Here is a 25,314-nt window from a genome sequence, read left to right on the forward strand (position 1 = left end):
GCCCTCATACAAAAGGATGAGGGCTTTACACATATTATAAAAAAATCAGATATTATCCAATAGGTTCCCTGGGCGGACTTCAATGGAAAACTTCCGGTCGTCAGCGTTTACAATTTGTACAACGGAAAGATATTCTTCTACCACACGATCTTCCTCATCATCTTCTGCTTCCGCCAGTACACCGATCCCGGCAAGCTCTGCATCAAATTCCTTCAATAGGTTGCGCATCCCATCGATTGTTCCTCCCGCTTTCATGAAATCATCAATGATACATACACGAGATCCTTGTTCCAGAGATCTCTTCGTCAAGACCATGGTTTGAATCTTTCTAGTTGAGCCTGAAACATAATTAATACTAACCGTAGAACCTTCAGATATTTTAGGATCGCGCCGTGCAATGACGACAGGTACATTCAAGTAGGAAGCCACGGCATAAGCGAGCGGAATCCCTTTAGTCGCTACAGTCATTACTACGTCGATTTCCTTATCGCGAAAAGCAGAAGCGAAGAGACGGCCGATGTTTCGTGTCGTTTCCGGATCTCCTAATAAATCACTCATAAACAAGTAACCACCAGGGAGAAGTCGAGCGGGGTCCTGCAATCGTTCACAAAGTTCACTTACGAATGAATGACTGGACTCCTTTGAAAATTGAGGGATATATTTCACCCCTCCAGCGGCCCCAGCGATTGTTTCTAAATATCCAATACCTTCATGCTGAAACATTTTATTGATGATACCGAGATCTTCACTGATCGATGATTTAGCCGCTTCGTATTTTCCTGAGAAAAAAGGAAGGGAAATTAATTCCCGGGGACGATCAAGAATGAAATGGGTCATCGCGACAAGCCTCTCACTTCTTTTCATAAAAGGGACACCTCAAAATCCGAATATTTTAATTAAATATAACAAATTTGTACGGTTTTTTTCAAGTGTTTTCTCGATATCCAAGCATTCTCACCATATATACTTCCGTGCAAAAGCCCTTCAGGCTGTTATAAATCCTTTGCGCACGGGCATCTTGTTCAACAAGTGAAAAAACAGTCGGTCCGCTGCCACTCATGAGAACCGCATCGGCTCCCGCTTGCTTCATCTGGGTTTTGATTTGCCCCACTTCCTCATGCAAGGCCAAAGTGACTCCTTCCAGTGTATTTCCGACGTTTGCACAAATCCCCTCATAGTCACCATTCTTCAATGCCTCTACCATGGCTGTTGTATTCGGATGTTCCGCTCCATCCAAATCCAGATTCTGATAGATCGATTGGGTCGATACACCGATAGTTGGTTTAGACAGGACCACCCAGCAAGGCGGGGGAGCTTGCATCGACTGGATCTTTTCCCCTCTTCCAGTTGCAAGGGCCGTGCCTCCATAAACACAGAAAGACACATCTGAACCTATTTCCGCTCCAAGTCGAGCCAGTTCATCCATACCAAGCCCAAGCTCCCACATACGATTTACACCGCGCAGCACAGCTGCCGCATCACTGCTGCCTCCTGCAAGCCCAGCGGCGACAGGGATATTTTTTTCAATGAAAATCTTCACCCCTTTCTCCACACCGAAGCGGTCTTTCATTAGTTTAGCCGCTCGATAAGCCAAGTTGCGTTCATCGTTAGGTACAAACCTGCTTTCAGATTCAACACTGATTTCAGAAGGTCGAGGAGTCAATTCGATGCGATCAGCTAAATCCACTGTCGTCATAACCATTTCCACTTCATGAAAACCATCTGATCGTTTATGTAGGACATCCAAAGACAAATTTATCTTCGCAGGAGCTTTTTCAAGTATCTGCATGTAAGCACCTCATCTCCAAGATTATCTTAGAGCATTGTACCATATTTAGAATTACAAGGAACGCCTGGGTGTGAACCAATGATCAATTCCATGGAAAATGAACCTTTATAATTCAAAAGAACCCCTCGATGCAGGAGCACCAAGGGATTCTTTTTTAGTTCTGGCTTTTCACCATTTGTTCTTCTGCCATTTGTATTGCTCGTTTCACCATATTACCTGCATCACGTGTTGTAATGCCGCCCCAGCCATCTTTCTCGACCTTGTCGTAAAACCCAAGTTCTTTCGCGATCTCTTCTTTCAACGAATCGGACATCATACTTCTTTTACGTCCCATCGTATTCAGCTCCTTTCGCTTTCACTTAGTTACGACAAGCTTAGTATGTGACATTTCGTGGATCAGCAACAAGGTAGTTGTATGTAAAGATGGTAAGAGTTACTTGTGTAACTCTTACGGATAAAGCCAAAAATAAAAAAGCAGCAAACGGAAGGTTTACTGCTCAAGTGCCATAGTTTGTAAATCGTCGAAATTCAATTCGACTGTCTCTGTAAGAACATCTGCATAGCTGTACGATACACGTTCAAAAGCATTTTCGTCTTGGTCAAGCTCAACAATGAATACGGCCGGATATGTTTCTGCCAATATACCAGAACGCTCGATCGTTTTACGACGTCCACCGTTCGCTTTTAATGTTAAACGTTTACCAATTTGCCCTTCTAGGGATTGCTTAATTTCTACTAACGTTTTAGCCACTGCACTCCACCTCACTGTATATAAGCTTATCACACCAAATGGACAAAGTCAAATAAAATTATTAATTATACCAATAGAGCAAAAACATTGCAACAGAATGATATAAATAATATTTCTCAGTTAGGTTATCCAGTATTAGGAAAATTATGCGCGCTACATATAACACAAAGAACAAACGCCCTGCACCTTGATAACCATGCGCACCTTCATATTTTTCCCTCGCGGTAAAGGGAGAAAGAAAATCCGGTTGATCACGGCGAAGACCTCCCCATAATTCAGGTCAAGATACCAAAGGGTTAAGTGCTTGAATGAACACATGGATCATGCTGCGCTAAAGATTTACAATCAATTTTATTATGATAAAGAAAACCGTTGCCCATTAAGCGACAACGGTTACGTTTCCTCTTGATCTTTTGTATAGGGAATACCTATCCGCAGCAAGCCCTTTGTTTCTACACCGCCTAAACCATCTTCACCACTGATTGTATTCCTGATGACTTCCCAAATATTGATGTGATCCATGAATGAGGTGTAGGCCACACGGGCAGCCACATACACAGGATCTATAGCATGGATATTGACTCTCGCAGGTGAGCTTGCAAAGTTAGCCCCAGCTCTTATGATTGATTCAAAATGGGACTGACAGGCTCCTGCAAAAATAACCAGCTGATCAAAATTCGGGTAATGTTGTCGGATGTTCCTCACCGCTTCGACAAAGTAACGGGAGTGTCGATACGATTCCAGCTCCCTAGTGGTTCCTTTTGCCTTTGAATACGCGTCATGCCCAGTCAAAACGACAATTTCCGGACGCACCTTTTCAATTAGAGGCAGGACTTGGTCAGGCATTTCTTTTTCATTTAAATATTGACCATGTACTTGCAATCCCAATTGTTCATATAAAGCAATACACTTCTTTAAGAAAAGAGGATCCCCATCAATATGAAGGATTCTTGGAGGGATTTGAAAATAGTTAGCTTCTTTACCAGTGGTGTAGCCACTTCCAGCTTCCGCCTCTCTTTTCTCTTTCAAAAGTCTATAATCTTGCCGAAAAAGACGGTACGAATAAGCTTCCTGTTCATCCACTTTATTTTTTCTGCGGTGAAATTCAGCACCGGTCACTTTTTCCAAATCATCGAGAGGGGCGTCGGCTTCTAGTCGTATATGCTCTCCCATGAGCTTGACGATAGAGGCAGCCTGTGTTTTCACTCGGAAGATTATATCGTGCTGATAAGACTTTCGTGTAACGAGATCTCCACTTGATATCATCATTTCCCCACCTCATTCCAAACACTACTGTAGTGTATGTGAGAAAATGGGCATTGTGTCTGGAGTCTACAGAAAATTACTTATAAAGAACATTCGCAAGTGATGCAAACTCTTCCATTGCCAACGACTCTCCGCGGCGAGATGGATCAATCCCCACCTTTTCAAGACGATCACGGATTTCCTGCTTATCCATTTCTCCTTTGAAATGACGTGCCAAGTTATTCATCAGCGTTTTTCTCCGTTGACCGAACGTCGCTTTAACTACATCAAAGAAGAATTCTTCATCCTCCAGTTGAACAGGGGGCGCCGTCCTCATTTCAAGATGGAGCACCGAAGAATCCACATTTGGCTGCGGCATAAAGACCGTTTTCGGGACATTCAACACCACTTCCGCCTCAGTATAATACTGAACAGCGATGGAAAGGGATCCGTAACTTTTCGTATTAGGGCTTGCCGCCATACGATCCGCCACTTCCTTTTGAATCATGACGGTTATGCTATCGATGGGCAAACGATCCATCAATAACTTCATCAGGATCGGTGTCGTAATATAATATGGCAAATTCGCAACGACACGTACCTGCTGCCCCTGTTCAAAATGCTCTTTAATGACACGCTCTACATCTGCTTTCAAAATATCCTGGTTGATTACGTTGACGTTATTGTGACCCTCTAACGTCTCTTCCAAAATCGGAAGAAGCCTCTGGTCGATTTCAAACGCTACAACACGATCTGCATGCTGGGCGAGCTGTTCTGTCAGCGCACCGATCCCAGGGCCAATTTCAATCGCACCCACGGTTTGATCAATTCCTGCTTCTTCAATAATATTCTTAAGAATATTTACATCGATAAGAAAATTCTGCCCTAAACTCTTTTTAAAAGAGAAACCATATGTCTTTAAGATTTCCTTTGTACGCGTTGGTGTCGCCACTGCTTTACTTTTCATCTCTTTCCTCCTGCATGATCTTCTTCATAGTTTCTTCAAGCTGATTGGAAGTGACATGGAACATATTCAAACGCCGGAGCAGTTGCTTGCCGTTCGTCTTTCCTATTCTCAGTTCAACCCCTAGTCTCCCGCGGAGTTTGGATGAGTTCATACCACCGATGAGCCCGAAATCCACCAAATCCTGTTTGGTTATTTCTCCTTGAGCTGCATCTACCAGCTCATATACGGAGGCTAAGGCTGTACGAATATCAGAAGTACTCGCATGTTCAATACCGATTCCTTTATCCTGCTTCGAGCGTGCCTGATCTTTTGGCAGAAAAGCGTGCTTGCAAGCAGGAACATTCTGGTCAACTATATGCCTGATTCGTTCTCCTGGATAATCAGGATCCGTGAATATTATGACTCCTCTTTTTTGCTGTGCGTGCTTAATCTGTTCAAGAACCACCTGATCAATCGCTGATCCATTCGTTTCAATCGTATCCGCATCGACAGCAGACTTTATTTTAGCTGTATCATCTTTTCCTTCTACAACGATGATCTCTTTGATTTTCAAGTTCTTTTTCCTCCCGTATCGCCTACCATAATCTTTCCATAGCATACCACGAGTTCATACACGGAAAAAAGCAGAGGAATGAATCCTCTGCTGCCTTTGATTAATCCAATATTTTCACTTTTACATTCTTACGCCCGAAACTTTGAGCCTGGCTTTTGGATGAAACAAACAAATCTATGCGCTTTCCATTGATAGCGCCACCTGTGTCTCCTGCGACGGCATAACCATAGCCCTCAACCCATACACGACTTCCTAATGGAATGATGTTCGGATCGACAGCAACCACCTTTTGGTTAGGATTAGCTTTTAAATTGATGCCTGTAGCCGTGATGCCGGAACAGCCGCTGCAATTCGCTGTATATGCAGTTGCGTGCATATATAATGTTTTTGCACCATTTGTATCTCCTCTGGAAACTGTGGTGGATGTCTGGCTGGCAGAACTTGATGATGAACCAGCTGAACTTGATGATGGTGAAGAGCTTGCGGAAGCTGTGGCCGTCGGTGCTTTTTTCTCAACTTTGGTACCAAGAGCGACAACTTCTTTTTGGCTTTCCTTCTCCACATTTTCCTCAATCAGCTCGCGGCTTGTTTCTTCCCCATTTTTAATAATCACTTCATATTCCTTCGTGACCAACCCTTTTTCACCTGTAGCTACGATTTCCTTTTCACCTTTAGGTAAGGAGTCGTCTTTACGCGTTTCAACAGTGTAGTCAACCTCTTCTTCTACGATATCCGTCACTTTTTCCACTCTGGTAATCGTAAGTGGTTGATCTTTGGATAAAGGATCTTTTTTTGTAAGATTCATTTCATCCAGTTCATTTAGGGTGATTTCCTGATTTTGAAGAAATTCCTCGACAGTTGAAGCAGTGGTCCAAACTTTTTGTTCTTCTCCGCCATCCTCAAAGGTGACTTGAATGGCTTGATTAACTTCAATATCCATTCCTTGTTCAATCGGAGCGTCTGCTGAGTGGGAAAGTTCATCCCGCTCTTTGAATTCAAGACCCTCCTCACTGAGGAATTCACCTACCGTTGAGGCTGTTGTGTAATATTCTTCTGTATTGGTACGATCGATGGCTAGATTGATAGACTTAGATGCTATGTAATTGACATCCATTCCATACTCAACCGGATCGGATAGTTTATGTGATAGTTCATCATGTTGTTGTACCGTGACTTCTAGTTCAGATAATAGATCTTCGATAGTATTAGCATGAGTGCGAATTAATTCTGTCTGACCATTTTGAGTCACTTTTACTGAAGCTTTCGTAGCTTCATATGAAACGGTTACTAAAAAGGCGATACATAGGACTGCGATCACAGATGCCCAAATCAGTGTATGACTTATGGCTGATTTCAACATATTCCCTATTTTCATCCTTTAGCCTCCTTTCTTAAGCACGCGTTTTATTGTAGTCATGTGACATTTTGATGTCAAACAATTCTCCTCAAATAAAAAAAGGAGCCAGTTGAATATCACTGACTCCTTCATTATGCTATTATACCTAGTTAATTAACATAACAGGCATGTTACAATTCCCATACAAATCCTTCGCTTTTGTAACATTCCTACCAAAGCCCCCTATGTTACGACTTAATACCGAAAAACTCGAGAGCATTCGACGTTGTCACTTGACTGACCTCTTCATAAGAAACACCTTTCAACTCAGCGATTTGTTCGGCAACCAGTTTGACATAAGCTGGTTCATTTCTTTTTCCACGATTCGGATGCGGGGCAAGAAAAGGACAATCCGTTTCAATGAGTAAATTATTTAAATCCACTGCTTTAGCGACCTCTTTCGGTAATTTCGCATTCTTGAAGGTGACTGGGCCCCCTAAAGAAATCATGAAATTCATATCCAAGCACTCCTTAGCTATATCTACCGGACCGCTATAACAGTGCATGATCCCGCCAACTTCTGAAGCTTCTTCCTCTTTTAATACCTGCACGATGTCCTCTGTCGCTTCCCTGTTGTGGATGATAATCGGCATCTTTACTTTTTTCGCAAGGCGGATTTGCTTTCGAAATACTTCTTTCTGTGTCTCTTCAGGGGATTTGTCCCAGTGATAATCCAGCCCCATCTCCCCGAGCGCTACAACTTTCGGATGGGAGGATAATTCTTCTATCCATTCGAGATCTGCATCCGTCATATCAACCGCATCTACCGGATGCCAACCAACTGCTGCGTAAATACGTTCATTGTTTTCAGCTATTTCTATCGCTTTTGGAATTGTTTTTCGGTCGAATCCTACGACTGTCATGTATTCAACACCAGCATCCTGGGCCCGTTGAATTGTTTCTTCTAAATCTTCTTCAAACTGGTCAGCATTCAAGTGTACGTGTGTATCAAAAAGCATATTTGAACCCGCCTTTCTATTCTTCATGGATTTATTAAGCTTTCGGATCGGTCCCTTGCCATTCAGAAGAATGCTCTTGTTTTAACAATAAGAAAACCTCCATTAATCACATAGTACTTTTTCCGAAATGGATGCATCCATACTTGTATAGAGATCCCTGAACGATGGAAAAGGGAAAGCGCTGTAAGAGCTTTCCCTTTTCCTATCCCTGTTATTTAACTTTCGTGCCATTACTCAATGTCTGATCGACTGAAGCTAACGCCAACTTCCCGTCATCTTCACCAGCCAAAATCATGCCTTCAGACAATTCCCCGCGTAACTTCACTGGTTTAAGGTTAGCTACACATATGACCTTCTGACCGACAAGTTCTTCGGCTGAGTAATGTTCTGCAATACCTGAGACGACTTGGCGTTGTTCAAATCCAAGATCCAGTTGAATCTTCAAAAGTTTATCCGTCTTCTTCACTTTATCCACTTTCAAGACTTCAGCTACACGGAAGTCCAGCTTCATAAAGTCATCAATCGTCACTTCTTCTTTCTGATCTTTCTTTTGCTCTATATTTTCTTCCTTTTGCGGTGCAGGCTTTTTCATCATGTCCTTGATGATTTGAGTTTCTTCCTCTGCATCCAGCCGAGGGAAAATCGGTTGACCCTTTTCAACGTGAGTTCCTGTTGGAATCGCACCGAATTCACTTAAACTGTCCCATGCCTTATTTTGACTATCCTTGATCCCGAGCTGTTGGAAGATACGTTCAGGCGTCTGGGTCAAGAATGGTTGGAGCATGATAGCTGTCTGTCTTAAGGACTCGGCAAGGTGAGCCATCACATTTCCAAGACGCTCTTTTTGATTATCATCTTTGGCAAGTACCCATGGTTGTGTTTCATCAATGTATTTGTTTGTACGGCTGACAAACTTCCATAGATCGGCCAGAGCTACAGAAAACTCCATATTCTCAAGTGAATCTTCCACAGAGAGTCTTGTCTCTTTAGCTAATTGTTCAAGGCTCTGATCATATTCATCTTCCCCAAGCTTAAGTTCAGGTATTTCACCATCAAAGTACTTGCTGATCATAGCTACCGTACGGTTCAAGAGGTTTCCTAAATCGTTGGCAAGGTCATAGTTCGTACGCTCGACGAATGCTTCTGGTGTAAAGACACCATCTGAACCGAACGGCACTTCGCGAAGAAGGTAATAACGCAGCGCATCTAAACCATAACGATCACTTAATTGGACAGGATCGACGACGTTCCCTTTTGATTTGGACATCTTCCCGTCTTTCATTAAAATCCATCCATGTGCGAAAACTTTCTTCGGCAGTGGCAGATCCAAAGCCATCAACATGATCGGCCAGTAAATCGTATGGAACCTGACTATTTCTTTTCCGACAAGCTGAACATCTGCTGGCCAGAATTTTTGATAACGTTGATTGTCATCAGTATCGTAGCCCAATGCTGAGATATAGTTACTCAGTGCATCAATCCATACATAAATGACGTGCTTTTCATTCCCTGGAACCCCAACGCCCCAGTCGAACGTCGTACGAGATACAGCAAGATCTTCTAAGCCAGGCTTTATGAAATTGTTGATCATTTCATTCTTACGGCTTTCCGGTTGAATGAACGTAGGATTCTTTTCATAGAATTCAAGCAGCTGGTCGACATAGTTGCTCATTTTGAAGAAATAAGACTCTTCTTTAACCTTCTCCACTTCACCGCCGCAATCCGGACAATGTCCATCCTCTAATTGCCGTTCTGTAAAGAATGATTCACATGGCGTACAATACCATCCTTCATATTGATCTAAGTAGATGTCGCCTTTCTTCATCAAGTAATCAAAGATTTTTTCGACAACTTTCTTGTGACGATCTTGTGTGGTACGGATGAAATCATCATAGGAAATGTCTAATTTATCCCATAGCTGCTTAATACCGCTCACAATATCGTCGACATATTCTTGTGGAGGCACGCCCTTTTCTTCCGCTTTCCGCTGGATCTTCTGGCCATGTTCATCTGTTCCTGTAAGGTACATGACTTCATATCCTCTTAATCGTTTGTAGCGGGCCATTGCATCCCCCGCTACAGTCGTATAAGCATGTCCAATATGCAAATTACCGCTAGGGTAGTAAATAGGTGTCGTAATATAAAACGTCTTATTTTCCTCTGGCATACTGTTCCCTCCTCAAATCTTTAATCCATTACCAATAAGGTCATGGTATCATTCTATCGATTTATCTTCTTTATTTCCATTCCTAACATTAAAATATACCGAATTTTAAGTAATACTGTCAAAAGAAGTGGATATTTACATTTCACATATGTAAATACTTTGGTAAAATATAATGTATAATACCCAATTGGTTAAACCAACCAATTATGGGACAGATAGAGATAGGAAGTATAGGTATAGGCCTGAAATAAATGCTCATTTCCAGCATTCCACATACCTTACCTGGTATAACTTACTGGAAATCCTTTCCCTACTATTAGGAATTGACACGTCTGGGAATGGTTGGTACTATAATGTCGAGACATATGTCGAATCATGACGATAATACTTTTGATTGAGGGGAGACAAAAAAATGAAATCTACAGGTATCGTACGAAAAGTCGATGAGCTTGGTCGGGTAGTTATCCCGATTGAACTGCGTCGCACATTGGGAATTAATGAGAAAGACGCTTTGGAAATTTATGTCGACGATGATCGCATCGTCCTTAAAAAGTACAAGCCTAACATGACTTGTCATGTTACGGGGGAAGTTTCAGATGAGAATTTGAAACTGGCGAATGGCAACCTGGTGCTAAGTAAAGAGGGCGCCCAAATGTTACTGCACGAACTGCAAGACAACCTAAAATAAATAATTATAGAGATAAATAATTAGACGATTGACTGGTTAATAGAGAAATCAAAAAGACATATGTTCTAAACGAACCCCTTGCTGTCCACAGGCCTGACAGTAAGGGGTTTTTTATTGAAATGCTGTTCAGTTGGATTCCCCATCGACGTGATAAGCTTGATAGACATCCCGTTTCGGAAGCTTACGGTCTAAAGCCGTTTGCTTAATAGCTTGTTTGTTTTTCAACCCTTCTTTTTCCATATAGTGCACGACGTGATCGATCAATGATAAGTGTGCCCACCAGTACTCTTCCTCATGCTCCCCTTCTTCTGCACCTTCTAATAGAACACAAAACTCTCCCCGCAGTTCCCCTTCATTTGCCCATGCTGCCAATTCTTCTAAACTTCCTCGCACATACTCTTCGAAACGTTTCGATAATTCCCGGGCCAATGTCGCCTTGCGTGGACCGAAGTGTTCTTGAAGATGCGCCAGCATGTCCTTCAAGCGGTGAGGAGATTCATAAAAAACTAACGTAGCCTGAATAGACTCAAGCCGCTTTAGAACTAGAGCACGCTCTTTTTTCTTCCGTGGTAAAAAACCACAAAAGTAGAACTCCTCTGTAGACAGACCAGAACCGGCCAATGCAGGTAATGCAGCATTCGCACCAGGCAATACAACCACTGGAATATCTTCCTCGATCGATCTCTGGACAAGATCTGTACCCGGATCAGAAATACCGGGCATCCCTGCATCACTGACAATTGCTATGTCATCTCCATTGAGAAGACGATCGACTAAGTGTGGGCCTTTCGTATGTTTGTTGTGTTCATGATAACTGACGAGCGGCGTGACAATCTCAAAATGGTTGCATAGTTTCTTTGTATTTCTTGTATCCTCTGCACCAATGACATCCGCATCTTTTAATGTCTTGACAGCACGGAAGGTCATATCCTCTAAATTCCCTATAGGGGTAGGGACAACATACAGAGTTCCGGTTTCTGATTGTTCCTTAAAGCTCTTTTGAATTTTCATCTTCCTTAGCCCCTCCTTTCTTGCAATTTAAAATCCACCGTTCTTTTCTTTCTCTTGTCATCTGTTTGAGTCGATACTCTTGCTGTAAAGCTTCTGACTTTGTCGCATAGGTTTGAAAAGCTTCTAAAACCAATGGACCGCGGCCTCTCGTGTACTTGGCACCTTTACCAACGCGGTGTTTCTCCAAACGAGCTTCTAAGTTGTTCGTGTACCCTGTATATAAGCTGCTGTCTTTACACCGTAGCATATACACAACGTGTTTATTCATAAAGAATTTCCCTTAATTCTTTTGTATATTCATCATTTTGTGTCAGGGCATATAGAGGAGGGAGGATTTTAAGACCGGATTTACCATCACGAACCCCTTCAATCAGTAAAATATTCGCCTCTTTTCCCTCCTTCGGGTACACAAGACGCATGCGTTTAGGCTCCAGTTTATATTTTCTGAATAATTCAATGATTTCCACCATCCGCTCAGGTCTATGAACCATTGAAACCTTCCCCCCTGATTTTGTTAACTTACTGCAAGATTGAATCACTTCCTCAAGTGTACAATGAATTTCATGGCGGGCTATCGCTACATGTTCATTCAAGTTTTGTTTATCTGTCTGAGGAGTAGGAAAGTATGGAGGATTGCATGTGACAAGGTCAAATTTCCGATTGCCATAATAAGCAGGCATCTCTTTCAAATCTCCTTGAATCACTTCAAGCTGATCCCCTAAATCATTCAATTCAATGCTTCGCAAGGCCATATCATAGAGACGTTCCTGAATTTCAACTCCGGTAATCGGAACGCTCGATCTCGTTGATAGAAAAAGCGGAATCACTCCATTACCTGTACACAAGTCGAGAATCTTTCCCCGGGTTTTAGGTACATATGTAAAATCTGCTAATAAAACAGCATCCAATGAAAAAGCGAAAACACTAGGGCTTTGGATGATCCTCATATTTTCCTTAGCTAGCAAAAAATCAATTCTTTCATCACCATATAATTGAACCATCTATGTTGTTCCTTTCTATCTATTAGCTATTACTTTATTTTTCATGTGTTAACCATTGGTAAATTAAGTATTGATAACCTTCCCTAAAAGCTCCCTTATGTTGAATACTCAGTTTCGATACATTTGGTTGTGCGAATAGGGGATGGGAAGCTACTCGCTTTCCACGGGGAAGACGGCCTCCGCACTCGTTGACACTCCCTGTGAGGCCTAGCTCCTTCTCTCGCGGGAGTCTCGTCATTCCCCTTCCAATCCACCTGTATCTTGGGTGAACGGACATTTCCATAAAAGAAAGTGTGGCATGTCACCCATCCGAATGCTTTTATATCAGGTTCTATGCGCCAATAGATACTTATATTCCCGCTCCATTAAAGGTGGACATAGCATGTGATTTCGAGAAGAGTATACGGCAAAGGGGCTGGGGGAACGGCGAGACTCCTGCGGGATGAGCGGGATAGGTGAGACCCCGGAAGGCGACAGCCTGAGGAGGCTCAGCACACGCCCGCGGAAAGCGAGTTGTTCCCCGCAGCCCCTAGAGTCTTCACGACAGTCTCGAAATCGAGTCTTTGAAAAATCGTTCTGTCCAGAAGCTTTTTGCCAATAGCACTTAGATATAAAGAGAGCCCTTCCTCGGACGAGCAAGGAAAGGCTTGGACCTGGGATTATTTCTTTTTATTCAAGAAAGACAAGCAAAACAAACAATCTTCATCTCTAGGACTGCCAAAATGCAAATTACAAATATGAAAGCCTTCTTCATAGAGTCTGGCAAGGTTATCGTATCCTTCACCAACCACAGCACCTTTGTCCTGCTTAGAATCTGTATGTGAGGAAGTTTGCGCTTTCTCATTTTCTTTCTCTAATCGTTGTCGCAAATGATGATTTTCAAGCGATAAATGCTGGTTTTCCTCCAACAAATAAGCAAGCTGCTTCTTCAAATCGCCAAGCTGTTCATAGAGCTCTCCGATTTGACTTTCAAAATATGATACTTGTTCAAATATGGCTTTCTTCTTCACGCTTGACTCCACCCTTTTATTCTGAGGCTTCTGTTTGAAGGACTCCTTCGTCGATCAACTCTTGTAAAGAGTATTCAAGGACCCGTTCTTTATCGCGGAATTCAACCTGGACCATACGTTCCAGCATATTAAGACCGACAACCTTTCCTTTACCGAAGGAAGTCGCAATGCTTTCACCTAGGTCAGGAAGCTCTTTTTTCGCACTTTCATAATCATCATTCTCGTACTTGAGACAACACATCAGTCGACCACACAAACCAGAAATTTTCGCTGGATTCAAGGATAAGTTCTGATCTTTGGCCATTTTTATAGAAACAGGTTCGAAATCACCTAAAAAAGTTGAGCAACAAAGCATTCGGCCACATGGACCGATTCCACCCAGCATTTTCGCTTCATCCCGCACTCCGATTTGCCGAAGCTCGATCCGGGTCTTGAATACAGAAGCTAAATCTTTAACAAGGGTACGGAAATCTACCCGGCCATCTGCCGTAAAATAGAATATGACTTTATTACGATCAAACGTATATTCAACATCAACAAGATTCATGTCCAACTTATGTTCGCGAATTTTCTTTTCGCAAACCCGGTAAGCTTCCAGAGCGTTGTCTTTGTTTTCATCCACCGTTACTTTATCTTTATCATCTGCTAATCGGATGACTTTCTTAAGAGGTAAAACAACGTCTTCTTCATCTATGGATTTATTAGCAATGACAACTTTTCCGAATTCGATCCCGCGAACGGTCTCTAAGATGACATAGTCTTCTGTAGTCATTTTCAGTCCGCCTGGATCAAAATAATATATCTTACCTGCCTGTTTAAATCGGACACCTACAACTTCGATCATTCGATCATCACCTCTGTAGTTGAAGGGTAAGTTGTTCCATCACTAAATTAGGATGGGCATTTTGATTTATCTTTCGTTTCGCCTCAAGAATATTGGATAAACAGCGTGCAGCTGATTGACGTGACCATCTCATGGAGGCTTGGCTCAGCTTCTCTCTCTCTGTTGTGAATATGATGTGCTCTTCCCGGTCCAAATAATGATTAATTACATCTTGGAACCAAAGCATCAACACGTCGAGACCACGTTGCAACTGGGTGCGTTCCTTAAAATGAGGCATCCACTGATGATTGATAAACAAAAGTCCTTCATTTGGTTTATTTTGAAGCACTTCAATTAATTGTATCACTAATTTTCGCACATTCGCAAACCACTCATCTTCATTCATGGCAAGTGCGTCTGTCAAATTGTTCGTCAAAGAAGCCAGGAGTTTGGCATTTGATGCCGATACCCCTTCTTCTATTAATTTTTCTTCGACCCGTACTGGGTTCAATGGTTGAAAAGCGAGAAGCTGACAGCGAGAACGGATGGTATCCAATATCGCTGGCCCACTTTCCGTCAATAGCATTGCCGTCGTCTGTTGACTTGGTTCTTCTAAAAATTTCAATAAGCGATTGGAAGCATTGACGGTCATTTTTTCTGCGTCTACGATAATGTAAACTTTTTTATTGGACTCAAGCCCTGTATATGTGAATTCTTTTTGTAAGTGCAGAATTTGATCTTTTTTTATGGATTGTCCATCAGGTTCAATCCAATGAAGATCCGGATGGTTACCCGAATCGATGCGATGGCAGTCACGGCAATTTTGACAAGGACTGCCCCCATCTCTATTTTTGCAAAAGATACTTTTGGCAAAAAGAATGCTCATCTCTCTTTTTCCTGTGCCACGGTTCCCTTGAAATAGATAGGCATGGGAAATCCGGTCTTTCATAAAACTGTTCATCAACATTTGGGCAGCCAGTGGCTGGATTTGTTTCAGTTCTGTCCATGTCTGCATACTCATTCCGTCCTTACGTATATAAATTGATGAGCAGCCCTTTGATTTCTCCTATGAGACCGAGCAAATCCACCGATCGGCTTTCCTGGTCCATGACGGCCTCTGTCAATTCAGCCAATTTTTCATCTACGGATTCGACGATGGTCAATTTTCGTGTTTGCCCATGTTGGTTCCAACTGTGTGAGTGCTTTAGATTCATTCCATATTGCACAGATTCCTTAACAAAATCTCTGATCAACCGTTTATATTTTGCTAAATCACGAAAAGAGCGAAAACGAGCGACTCGTTCTCCTTGTGTAGTAATGCTCTTCATTAATTGGTTCAACTGCGTCTCTTGAAGTTGACGGGTCTGAGATTGAACCATGGCATCAAAGTTCGGCTTCCCTTGCATTTGCCGGGAAGCCTGTTTTTGTGCACCATCTATTTGTGTACGCATTTCCTGACTTATCTTCATAGGTGAATCCTTCCTTAATTAAAACTGAAAAAAGGAATCGACGGGCAGGATGAAGACCGTAGCGCCACCGACTTCCACTTTCACCGGTTTTGGGATGTATGAATCTGCATTTCCACCCATCGGTGATATTGGAGCTACCATTTGTTCTCTCTGACTGCAGTTCTTTTTTATTATATCAAGTGCGTCATCGACCTCATCATCGTCACAACCAATCATGAATGTGGTATTGCCTTCCCTTAGAAAACCACCTGTGGTAGAAAGTTTTGTCGTTTTGAAATCATTTTCCGATAACGCTTCCGTCAAACGGTTGCTATCCTTATCCTGAACGACTGCAATGATCATTTTCATTCGAACATACCCTCCTATTGGGTGTTTTATCCTATTATAACAAAAGGAAGGAACCTATGATGACAAGTAAGTATGCAAAACTTGTAAAGCATCCTTCTTTACGCTTTCAAAAGACTGTCCTGCTTCTATGATACGTATTCGCTCAGAATACTGTGAAGCAAGCTTTTGATAGGCTTCATAAACCTTTTCATGAAATCCTATATGTTCCAGATCCAGGCGATTCTGCTCCCTGCCCTTGTTAGCAGTTATTCTGGCCAATCCATCTTCCGGCTTAATATTGAACAGAAGTGTGAGGTCAGGCATAGAATTCTCAATAGCAAAATCGTTGATTTGATGAACTTCATCTAAACCTAATCCACGGGCCACTCCTTGATAAGCCAGACTGGAATCGATGAAACGATCACATAGCACTATTTTGCCCTCTTCTAACGCTGGAACCACTTTTTCCACCAGATGCTGCCTGCGTGCAGCTGCATAAAGTAAAGCCTCTGTACGTCCATCCATTTCCATATGAGAGGGATTTAAGATGACTTCACGGATTTTTTCAGCAATCCGGATACCTCCAGGCTCTCGTGTCTCCAGCACAGGATATCCTTCTGCTCTCAGTTCTTCCCCTAGCTCACGAAGCATGGTTGATTTACCTGCCCCTTCGCCACCCTCAAACGTTACAAACAAACCCTTCACAAACATTCTCCTTTAAACACTCGTAACCCTTGTTCAATGTTTACATTTTGAAAACGCGCGCCCTGATCTATAAGCGACAAAACATGTTCATAATGTATTTTTGAAATGCGTTCTCCTTTCATAAGCAAAGGGATTCCCGGAGGATACGGAATGATGGCCTCAGCAGCTATGCATCCCACAGCCTGTGACCATCCCATCTGTACATCCTTCATCCTTTGCATATCTGCGTAACCCATTTCTAATGTTTGAATTTCTGGAAACGATATATTAACTTCTCTTATTGTAGCATTGTTTGAAGTGTTTTTTAATCGCGAATCAACGGAATCGAGACGGCGTTCCAACTCTTTACGATCAAAACTCGGTTCCAGCCCAAGGATTAACAGTACCTGATGAGAAGTAGCCAATTCAGGGACAACTTGTACTTCCTCTAAAAAACGCGATAATTCAAACCCAGAAACTTCATCTACTTCCAGCGTCAATTTCAAAGGGTCGTCGTATTTCCCGATAGGAAGCAATCTCCATGTTGAGGTAAAAGAACCGAACGCCTTTCTTACTTCTTCAATAAATGAAAAAAGTGTAAGTCTCTCCGCTTCCCCCCATCCTTCCATAAAAGCTCTTGCCAAGTCGAGACTTGCCATTAAAGGATAGGATGGACTGCTGGATTGGACCACCTGTAAGTAGTGACGGATCAAGTTGATATTGACCCGATCCCCTTTCACATGCAAATAGGAGGCCATTGTCATCGCCGGGGCCATTTTATGAGCAGATTGGACAACAACATCTGCGCCAGCAGCCATAGCGGAGGTGGGAAAGGATCCATCTAAATGAAAGTGGACACCATGTGCCTCATCAATTAACAAGGGCAATTTATGAGCATGAACGAGATCAGCTATTTCATTCAATTCATAGGCACGCCCAAAGTAGTCAGGATAAGTCAACAAAACTCCTTTACTATCAGGGTGTTCCTCTAAAGCTCTTTTCACACTATCCCGAGAGACCTTGCTATATCGCTTAGTTTCCTCTTCATAGAGGGGAGATAGAAATATCGGGCGGGCACCGGCCAATTCTATACCATTCATCACAGATTTATGACAGTTTCTTTGGATGATAATCTTCTCCCCAGGTTTACATACCGATAAAACCATCGCTAAATTCCCAGCGGTTGATCCATTCACAAGGAAAAAAGTTTCATCACTTTCAAAATAGCTACTGGCCAGATCCTGAGACTCTTTGATCACACCTTCTGGCGCATGCAAATCATCTAACCGTCCAATTTCTGTTCCATCTAATTCAAGAATGGAGTGGAAACTTGATTTTGCATTGTTCGAGAATACCTTTCCATATTTATGACCTGGGACGTGGAATGAAATAGGGTCTCCCTTTATATTTTCACTGAGTGCCTCATATAAAGGCGCACGGCTGTAAGTCACTTCAAACACCTTCTTCCACCCTCAAGCGTACATAAAAAGAATGACACAAGCAACACAAGTGGCGGTCTTCACCAGATAATGGATAAGAGAGAATCATCCATTATAGAAAAAACACTTCACCCCAGACCGGGATGAAGTGGCATTCAATCATAGCTGCTACGCTACTTTAAGAAGGAATCATAGATTTGTGAGCTTTGGCCATCCGTTTGACGAAATATTCATACCTTGGGTCATCGGCAGGAGTACCAATCATTTCTGCCTCACAAGCTTCACAAATATAAACTCTTAACAAATAAATGCCCTCTTCCGTTTCTCTGGAACAAATGCTGCACTGATCTTTTCTACTCATTACGATCCCCTCCTTTACTATTACTTTCTAGCGAACTTTACTAGATTTACTAATAGTATCTCCCAATCTATCAACCTTATACATATGAAAAGAAAGTTTATGGAGGAAAATTCAGAGAGTAAGTCATCGACAGTTGAATATCTGCTGGGTTGATGGGCATTCCACACAGAAAACCCCTTCAGGAAATTCCTGAAGGGGTTAATAATGACGTGGCGGCGTCCTACTCTCACGGGGATCGACCCGACTACCATCGGCGCTGAAGAGCTTAACTGCTGTGTTCGGCATGGGAACAGGTGTGACCTCTTCGCCTTCACCACCACATCAATATAAAGTTTGAGGTGAACCCTCAAAACTGGATAAGGAAACATCATCATCGAATGCACATCGACTTTTCACGAACGAAATCTCTATAGATAAGTCATCGATCCATTAGTATCCGTCAGCTCCACGTGTCACCACGCTTCCACCTCGGACCTATCAACCTCATCGTCTCTGAGGGATCTTATTTGCTTAAAGCAAAGGGAAATCTCATCTCAAGGTGGGCTTCATGCTTAGATGCTTTCAGCACTTATCCCGACCACACGTAGCTACCCAGCGATGCTCCTGGCGGAACAACTGGTACACCAGCGGTGTGTCCATCCCGGTCCTCTCGTACTAAGGACAGCTCCTTTCAAATTTCCAACGCCCACGACGGATAGGGACCGAACTGTCTCACGACGTTCTGAACCCAGCTCGCGTACCGCTTTAATGGGCGAACAGCCCAACCCTTGGGACCGACTACAGCCCCAGGATGCGATGAGCCGACATCGAGGTGCCAAACCTCCCCGTCGATGTGGACTCTTGGGGGAGATAAGCCTGTTATCCCCGGGGTAGCTTTTATCCGTTGAGCGACGGCCCTTCCATGCGGTACCGCCGGATCACTAAGCCCGACTTTCGTCCCTGCTCGACTTGTAGGTCTCGCAGTCAAGCTCCCTTGTGCCTTTACACTCTGCGAATGATTTCCAACCATTCTGAGGGAACCTTTGGGCGCCTCCGTTACTCTTTGGGAGGCGACCGCCCCAGTCAAACTGCCCACCTGACACTGTCTCCGGACCGGATCACGGTCCTGGGTTAGAATGTCCGTACAGCCAGGGTAGTATCCCACCAGCGCCTCCACCGAAGCTAGCGCTCCGGCTTCCAAGGCTCCTACCTATCCTGTACAAGCTGTACCAACATTCAATATCAGGCTACAGTAAAGCTCCACGGGGTCTTTCCGTCCTGTCGCGGGTAATGTGCATCTTCACACATAGTATAATTTCACCGGGTCTCTCGTTGAGACAGTGCCCAAGTCGTTGCACCTTTCGTGCGGGTCGGAACTTACCCGACAAGGAATTTCGCTACCTTAGGACCGTTATAGTTACGGCCGCCGTTTACTGGGGCTTCGGTTCAACGCTTCGCATACGCTAACGCATCCCCTTAACCTTCCAGCACCGGGCAGGTGTCAGCCCCTATACTTCGCCTTACGGCTTCGCAGAGACCTGTGTTTTTGGTAAACAGTCGCTTGGGCCTTTTCACTGCGGCTCCTCGGCAGAGGAGCACCCCTTCTCCCGAAGTTACGGGGTCATTTTGCCGAGTTCCTTAACGAGAGTTCTCCCGCTCACCTTAGGATCCTCTCCTCGCCTACCTGTGTCGGTTTGCGGTACGGGCACCTCTTTCCTCACTAGAGGATTTTCTTGGCAGTGTGAACTCAGGAGCTTCGGTACTAAATTTCCCTCCCCATCACAGCTTGACGTTGCCGGACGGATTTGCCTATCCGACCGTCTCACTGCTTGGACGCGCTCATCCAATGGCGCGCTCTCCTTATCCTCCTGCGTCCCCCCGTCGTTCAAACGGAAAGGAGGTGGTACAGGAATATCAACCTGTTGTCCATCGCCTACGCCTTTCGGCCTCGGCTTAGGTCCCGACTAACCCTGAGAGGACGAGCCTTCCTCAGGAAACCTTAGGCATTCGGTGAAAGAGATTCTCACTCTTTTTTCGCTACTCATACCGGCATTCTCACTTCTAAGCGCTCCACCAGTCCTTACGGTCTGACTTCACGGCCCTTAGAACGCTCTCCTACCACTGATCGTAAGATCAATCCGCAGCTTCGGTGGTGTGTTTAGCCCCGGTACATTTTCGGCGCAGAGTCACTCGACCAGTGAGCTATTACGCACTCTTTCAATGATGGCTGCTTCTAAGCCAACATCCTGGTTGTCTAAGCAACTCCACATCCTTTTCCACTTAACACACACTTTGGGACCTTAGCTGGCGGTCTGGGCTGTTTCCCTCTCGACCATGAACCTTATCACCCACGGTCTGACTCCCAGAACAAAGTCGTTGGCATTCGGAGTTTGACTGAATTCGGTAACCCGATAGGGGCCCCTCGTCCAATCAGTGCTCTACCTCCAAGACTTTCTATTCTGAGGCTAGCCCTAAAGCTATTTCGGAGAGAACCAGCTATCTCCGTGTTCGATTGGCATTTCACCCCTACCCACACCTCATCCCCGTAATTTTCAACTTACGTGGGTTCGGGCCTCCAGTCAGTGTTACCTGACCTTCACCCTGGACATGGGTAGATCACACGGTTTCGGGTCTACGACCGCATACTCACTCGCCCTATTCAGACTCGCTTTCGCTGCGGCTCCGCTTCTGCTGCTTAACCTCGCATACGGTCGTAACTCGCCGGTTCATTCTACAAAAGGCACGCCGTCACCCATTAACGGGCTCCGACTACTTGTAGGCACACGGTTTCAGGTTCTCTTTCACTCCCCTTCCGGGGTGCTTTTCACCTTTCCCTCACGGTACTGGTTCACTATCGGTTACTAGGAAGTATTTAGCCTTGGGAGATGGTCCTCCCGGATTCCGACGGAATTTCTCGTGTTCCGCCGTACTCAGGATCCACTCCGGAGGGAGAAAGATTTCGACTACAGGGCTGTTACCTGCTCTGGCTGGCCTTTCCAGGCCGATTCGTCTATCTTCCTCCTTGGTAACTCCGATGGAGTGTCCTACAACCCCAGAAAGCAAGCTTTCTGGTTTGGGCTGATTCCGTTTCGCTCGCCGCTACTCGGGAAATCGCATTTGCTTTCTCTTCCTCCGGGTACTTAGATGTTTCAGTTCCCCGGGTGTGCCTTCCTATACCTATGTATTCAGTATAGGATACTGTTCCATTACGAACAGTGGGTTTCCCCATTCGGAAATCTCCGGGTCAAAGCCTACTTACGGCTCGCCGGAGCATATCGGTGTTAGTCCCGTCCTTCATCGACTCCTAGTACCAAGGCATCCACCGTGCGCCCTTATTCACTTAACTATCTTCGTGAAAAGACGTTGATTACAATTTCGATGTTTGATGTCTTGTCATCACTAGCGTCATCGTTAGATGACTACTATTGATTCCTTATCCAGTTTTCAAGGTTCACAGATTGAAAGATCGTTTGATCTCTCAAAACTGAACAACCAACCAAGTACGCTTCCGTTCTAAATCCTTAGAAAGGAGGTGATCCAGCCGCACCTTCCGATACGGCTACCTTGTTACGACTTCACCCCAATCATTGGCCCCACCTTCGGCGGCTGGCTCCAAAAAGGTTACCTCACCGACTTCGGGTGTTGCCAACTCTCGTGGTGTGACGGGCGGTGTGTACAAGGCCCGGGAACGTATTCACCGCGGCATGCTGATCCGCGATTACTAGCGATTCCGGCTTCATGTAGGCGAGTTGCAGCCTACAATCCGAACTGAGAATGGTTTTATGGGATTTGCTACACCTCGCGGCTTCGCTGCCCTTTGTACCATCCATTGTAGCACGTGTGTAGCCCAGGTCATAAGGGGCATGATGATTTGACGTCATCCCCGCCTTCCTCCGGTTTGTCACCGGCAGTCACCTTAGAGTGCCCAACTGAATGCTGGCAACTAAGATTAGGGGTTGCGCTCGTTGCGGGACTTAACCCAACATCTCACGACACGAGCTGACGACAACCATGCACCACCTGTCACTTGGTCCCCGAAGGGAAAACCCTATCTCTAGGGTGGTCCAAGGATGTCAAGACCTGGTAAGGTTCTTCGCGTTGCTTCGAATTAAACCACATGCTCCACCGCTTGTGCGGGCCCCCGTCAATTCCTTTGAGTTTCAGCCTTGCGGCCGTACTCCCCAGGCGGAGTGCTTAATGCGTTAACTTCAGCACTAAGGGGTGGAAGCCCCCTAACACCTAGCACTCATCGTTTACGGCGTGGACTACCAGGGTATCTAATCCTGTTTGCTACCCACGCTTTCGCACCTCAGCGTCAGAAACAGACCAGAGAGTCGCCTTCGCCACTGGTGTTCCTCCACATATCTACGCATTTCACCGCTACACGTGGAATTCCACTCTCCTCTTCTGTCCTCAAGTTCCCCAGTTTCCAATGACCCTCCACGGTTGAGCCGTGGGCTTTCACATCAGACTTAAGGAACCGCCTGCGCGCGCTTTACGCCCAATAATTCCGGACAACGCTTGCCCCCTACGTATTACCGCGGCTGCTGGCACGTAGTTAGCCGGGGCTTCCTCGTTAGGTACCGTCAAGGTGCCGCTCTATTCGCACGGCACTTGTTCTTCCCTAACAACAGAACTTTACGATCCGAAGACCTTCATCGTTCACGCGGCGTTGCTCCGTCAGACTTTCGTCCATTGCGGAAGATTCCCTACTGCTGCCTCCCGTAGGAGTCTGGGCCGTGTCTCAGTCCCAGTGTGGCCGATCACCCTCTCAGGTCGGCTACGCATCGTTGCCTTGGTGAGCCGTTACCTCACCAACTAGCTAATGCGCCGCGGGCCCATCTGTAAGTGATAGCCAGAGGCCATCTTTCAACTTTCCTTCATGCGAAGAAAAGTATTACCCGGCATTAGCCCCGGTTTCCCGGGGTTATTCCGATCTTACAGGTAGGTTGCCCACGTGTTACTCACCCGTCCGCCGCTCGTTCCACGAGCTTCACCCCCGAAGGGGATCCACTCGCTTCCCGCGCTCGACTTGCATGTATTAGGCACGCCGCCAGCGTTCGTCCTGAGCCAGGATCAAACTCTCCATAAAAGTTAGTTTGACTTGCTCATTTGCACAGCGAATGTGCTTGTTTCAATTCTCTTCTTTATAAGAAGAAATATCTTGACGTACTGGTTGGTTCGTTCAGTTTTCAAAGATCAAAATGTTGCGCGCCGCTTCAAAACAGCGACTTAACTAATATACCATGTCTAGTCGTTATCGTCAACAACTTTTCATGAATTATTTTGTCAGCCGTTTGCGGCTCGCCGCCTCTCTTAATGCGACAAGTAATAATATACCATGGCTATTCATACGTTGCAATACTTTTTTATAAAAAATTGTATTACTAAATAGATTGAAAGATTGTATTCTTTCATCCACTTGTCGCGGAATCCCTTTTACAGCAATGGGGTTGAAAACAAAAGCTGCAAAGGTTTGTATTTTATTATTTCCTGAAAAACTAAAAAGACGAGGCTCAGCCCCGTCTTTTAGATGATCCATAAATGAATCGCTGTGAGTGACAAAACACCCGGTACTCCTAGAACAGCTGAGACAGCTGCAGTGAATCCGTTGATTGGAACATGAAGACCGAATTGTGCACCAAACAGATTAACGAAAAACAATAGAATGACAGCAACAATCACCCGTGTCATCACTTGTCCTACAAACTTGAGTGGTTTGGATGGCAAACCGATGATTAATAAAAATGGTATCGCTAAACCCAGTAAAAGAATGACAAGAACCGGATCCATAAAAAACCCCCTGTCCATGAAAACTGTTTCTAAAAACAGTATATGTCCATGGACAAGGGTTTAACACAAGAGTTAGGATAGTGCATTAATTTCTCTGAATCTTGCTTCTCTTAATAGATAGAAGTATTTCGCTTTCACGAGGGCTAAATCTTTCAAACCTTCTTCACTCGGCTCGATGCTTTGTTCAATAATCGCGTTCAAGGTTTCCCATTCGTACTTCATCTTCTTTATATTCATAAGAAGTTCTTTATCCATCTCTTTCTTGATCCCTTTTTTTCTACCGAGCAATCCAACCACCCTCTTTAAAGTTCTCGGCGGCCTTCCAAAGCTTTGGATAAGGTCACTTCATCTGCGTATTCTAAGTCTCCCCCCACCGGTAAACCATGGGCGATCCTTGTCATACGAATGCCTGAAGGTTTAACAAGGCGTGAAATGTACATTGCAGTCGCTTCCCCTTCAATATTAGGGTTAGTTGCAAGAATCAATTCTTCCACCCCTTCATCCTTCAAACGGTTGATCAGGCTGGAAACATTGATATCCTCAGGACCGATACCATCCATAGGGGAGATCGCTCCATGAAGAACATGGTACTTCCCGCTGAATTCTTTCATCTTTTCCATTGCAATGACGTCTTTTGGATCTTGGACTACACAAATCAGGGTTTGATCTCTAGATTCATCCTGGCAAATAGAACATGGGTCCTGATCAGTGATATGCCCACATGTCGAGCAGTGTGTCAGCTCTCTTTTTGCACTCACTAACGATTTGGCAAAATCAAGTACGTCATCTTCTTCCATTTCTAACACGAAAAAAGCCAGGCGCACAGCCGTCTTTGGACCGATTCCTGGCAGTTTCGTAAAACTGTCAATCAGTTTTGATATTGGTTCCGGGTAATACATGAA

At 44.4% G+C, this 25,314-nt stretch carries 26 protein-coding genes and 3 rRNA genes; 1 reads left to right on the forward strand and 28 read right to left on the reverse strand.

Annotated features, from left to right (window positions below; genetic code table 11):
• Positions 1-45: 45 nt before the first annotated feature.
• The 10 genes from purR to metG all read right to left on the reverse strand — a co-directional run bounded on the left by purR (position 46) and on the right by metG (position 9,827).
• Entirely contained in the window at positions 46-864 is an 819-nt protein-coding gene (gene purR / locus HLI_RS11100) for a pur operon repressor (RefSeq protein ID WP_128525020.1), read from the reverse strand.
• Between the two features lie 61 nt (positions 865-925).
• The gene (gene ispE / locus HLI_RS11105) at positions 926-1,789 is read right to left on the reverse strand and encodes a 4-(cytidine 5'-diphospho)-2-C-methyl-D-erythritol kinase (protein ID WP_128525021.1); all 864 of its coding nucleotides are present in this window, start codon (positions 1,787-1,789) and stop codon (positions 926-928) included.
• 154 nt (positions 1,790-1,943) lie between these two features.
• Positions 1,944-2,123: a small, acid-soluble spore protein, alpha/beta type gene (locus tag HLI_RS11110; protein WP_128525022.1), complete on the reverse strand. Its 180-nt coding sequence runs from the start codon at positions 2,121-2,123 to the stop codon at positions 1,944-1,946.
• Positions 2,124-2,279: 156 nt separating this feature from the next.
• Positions 2,280-2,540 (reverse strand): biofilm formation stimulator Veg, encoded by a 261-nt coding sequence (gene veg / locus HLI_RS11115; protein ID WP_008633471.1) that lies wholly within the window; start codon positions 2,538-2,540, stop codon positions 2,280-2,282.
• Between the two features lie 393 nt (positions 2,541-2,933).
• On the reverse strand, positions 2,934-3,809 hold the full coding sequence (yabG, locus tag HLI_RS11120) for a sporulation peptidase YabG (RefSeq protein WP_128525023.1): 876 nt from the start codon (positions 3,807-3,809) through the stop codon (positions 2,934-2,936).
• 73 nt (positions 3,810-3,882) lie between these two features.
• The gene (gene rsmA, locus HLI_RS11125; RefSeq protein WP_128525024.1) at positions 3,883-4,752 is read right to left on the reverse strand and encodes a 16S rRNA (adenine(1518)-N(6)/adenine(1519)-N(6))-dimethyltransferase RsmA; all 870 of its coding nucleotides are present in this window, start codon (positions 4,750-4,752) and stop codon (positions 3,883-3,885) included.
• Positions 4,742-5,305, reverse strand: coding sequence for a ribonuclease M5 (rnmV, locus tag HLI_RS11130; protein WP_128525025.1), 564 nt, complete (start codon positions 5,303-5,305; stop codon positions 4,742-4,744). Before rnmV ends, rsmA begins: the two co-directional genes overlap by 11 nt.
• A gap of 100 nt (positions 5,306-5,405) precedes the next feature.
• Positions 5,406-6,680, reverse strand: coding sequence for a G5 and 3D domain-containing protein (locus HLI_RS11135; protein ID WP_241655831.1), 1,275 nt, complete (start codon positions 6,678-6,680; stop codon positions 5,406-5,408).
• 209 nt (positions 6,681-6,889) lie between these two features.
• Positions 6,890-7,660, reverse strand: a complete 771-nt coding sequence (locus HLI_RS11140) for a TatD family hydrolase (RefSeq protein WP_128525026.1) — start codon at positions 7,658-7,660, stop codon at positions 6,890-6,892.
• Between the two features lie 211 nt (positions 7,661-7,871).
• Entirely contained in the window at positions 7,872-9,827 is a 1,956-nt protein-coding gene (gene metG, locus HLI_RS11145) for a methionine--tRNA ligase (RefSeq protein ID WP_128525027.1), read from the reverse strand.
• Between the two features lie 412 nt (positions 9,828-10,239).
• Between metG and HLI_RS11150 the strand changes: the two genes are divergently transcribed.
• Entirely contained in the window at positions 10,240-10,515 is a 276-nt protein-coding gene (locus HLI_RS11150) for a transition state genes transcriptional regulator AbrB (RefSeq protein ID WP_128525028.1), read from the forward strand.
• A gap of 126 nt (positions 10,516-10,641) precedes the next feature.
• Here the strand turns inward: HLI_RS11150 and rsmI are convergent, their stop codons facing one another.
• From rsmI to recR, 18 genes are all read right to left on the reverse strand, one after another.
• A complete protein-coding gene (gene rsmI / locus HLI_RS11155) occupies positions 10,642-11,526 on the reverse strand; it encodes a 16S rRNA (cytidine(1402)-2'-O)-methyltransferase (protein ID WP_128525029.1) in 885 nt (294 codons plus the stop codon).
• The gene (locus HLI_RS11160) at positions 11,504-11,794 is read right to left on the reverse strand and encodes a GIY-YIG nuclease family protein (protein WP_128525030.1); all 291 of its coding nucleotides are present in this window, start codon (positions 11,792-11,794) and stop codon (positions 11,504-11,506) included. Before HLI_RS11160 ends, rsmI begins: the two co-directional genes overlap by 23 nt.
• Entirely contained in the window at positions 11,787-12,527 is a 741-nt protein-coding gene (locus tag HLI_RS11165; protein WP_128525031.1) for a tRNA1(Val) (adenine(37)-N6)-methyltransferase, read from the reverse strand. Before HLI_RS11165 ends, HLI_RS11160 begins: the two co-directional genes overlap by 8 nt.
• 659 nt (positions 12,528-13,186) lie before the next feature.
• Positions 13,187-13,537, reverse strand: coding sequence for a DNA replication initiation control protein YabA (gene yabA, locus HLI_RS11170; protein ID WP_128525032.1), 351 nt, complete (start codon positions 13,535-13,537; stop codon positions 13,187-13,189).
• 16 nt (positions 13,538-13,553) lie between these two features.
• The gene (locus tag HLI_RS11175; RefSeq protein ID WP_128525033.1) at positions 13,554-14,381 is read right to left on the reverse strand and encodes a PSP1 domain-containing protein; all 828 of its coding nucleotides are present in this window, start codon (positions 14,379-14,381) and stop codon (positions 13,554-13,556) included.
• Positions 14,382-14,388: 7 nt separating this feature from the next.
• Entirely contained in the window at positions 14,389-15,375 is a 987-nt protein-coding gene (gene holB, locus HLI_RS11180; protein ID WP_128525034.1) for a DNA polymerase III subunit delta', read from the reverse strand.
• Positions 15,376-15,388: 13 nt separating this feature from the next.
• On the reverse strand, positions 15,389-15,829 hold the full coding sequence (locus HLI_RS11185; RefSeq protein WP_128525035.1) for a YaaR family protein: 441 nt from the start codon (positions 15,827-15,829) through the stop codon (positions 15,389-15,391).
• Positions 15,830-15,847: 18 nt separating this feature from the next.
• Entirely contained in the window at positions 15,848-16,177 is a 330-nt protein-coding gene (locus HLI_RS11190; RefSeq protein WP_128525036.1) for a cyclic-di-AMP receptor, read from the reverse strand.
• Positions 16,178-16,231: 54 nt separating this feature from the next.
• A complete protein-coding gene (tmk, locus tag HLI_RS11195; protein ID WP_128525037.1) occupies positions 16,232-16,861 on the reverse strand; it encodes a dTMP kinase in 630 nt (209 codons plus the stop codon).
• The gene (locus HLI_RS11200; RefSeq protein ID WP_241655832.1) at positions 16,858-18,300 is read right to left on the reverse strand and encodes an aminotransferase class I/II-fold pyridoxal phosphate-dependent enzyme; all 1,443 of its coding nucleotides are present in this window, start codon (positions 18,298-18,300) and stop codon (positions 16,858-16,860) included. Before HLI_RS11200 ends, tmk begins: the two co-directional genes overlap by 4 nt.
• Positions 18,301-18,457: 157 nt before the next feature.
• Entirely contained in the window at positions 18,458-18,640 is a 183-nt protein-coding gene (locus HLI_RS11205) for a sigma factor G inhibitor Gin (RefSeq protein WP_128525038.1), read from the reverse strand.
• Positions 18,641-18,847: 207 nt separating this feature from the next.
• Positions 18,848-18,961, reverse strand: a 5S ribosomal RNA gene (gene rrf, locus HLI_RS11210).
• Between the two features lie 88 nt (positions 18,962-19,049).
• Positions 19,050-21,965: ribosomal RNA gene (locus tag HLI_RS11215) — 23S ribosomal RNA — on the reverse strand.
• Positions 21,966-22,144: 179 nt separating this feature from the next.
• Positions 22,145-23,711: ribosomal RNA gene (locus HLI_RS11220) — 16S ribosomal RNA — on the reverse strand.
• The 16S, 23S and 5S rRNA genes sit together here, the layout of an rRNA operon.
• Positions 23,712-23,900: 189 nt before the next feature.
• A complete protein-coding gene (locus tag HLI_RS11225; protein ID WP_128525039.1) occupies positions 23,901-24,161 on the reverse strand; it encodes a hypothetical protein in 261 nt (86 codons plus the stop codon).
• Entirely contained in the window at positions 24,149-24,412 is a 264-nt protein-coding gene (locus HLI_RS11230; protein ID WP_128525040.1) for a pro-sigmaK processing inhibitor BofA family protein, read from the reverse strand. Before HLI_RS11230 ends, HLI_RS11225 begins: the two co-directional genes overlap by 13 nt.
• A gap of 72 nt (positions 24,413-24,484) precedes the next feature.
• Positions 24,485-24,700 carry a YaaL family protein gene (locus HLI_RS11235; RefSeq protein ID WP_128525041.1) on the reverse strand — a complete coding sequence of 72 codons (216 nt, stop codon included), beginning with the start codon at positions 24,698-24,700 and terminating at the stop codon, positions 24,485-24,487.
• Between the two features lie 14 nt (positions 24,701-24,714).
• The gene (gene recR / locus HLI_RS11240; RefSeq protein ID WP_128525042.1) at positions 24,715-25,311 is read right to left on the reverse strand and encodes a recombination mediator RecR; all 597 of its coding nucleotides are present in this window, start codon (positions 25,309-25,311) and stop codon (positions 24,715-24,717) included.
• Positions 25,312-25,314: the final 3 nt, after the last annotated feature.

Origin of the sequence: Halobacillus litoralis (assembly GCF_004101865.1) — a bacterium.
Lineage (GTDB): Bacteria > Bacillota > Bacilli > Bacillales > Halobacillaceae > Halobacillus > Halobacillus litoralis_A.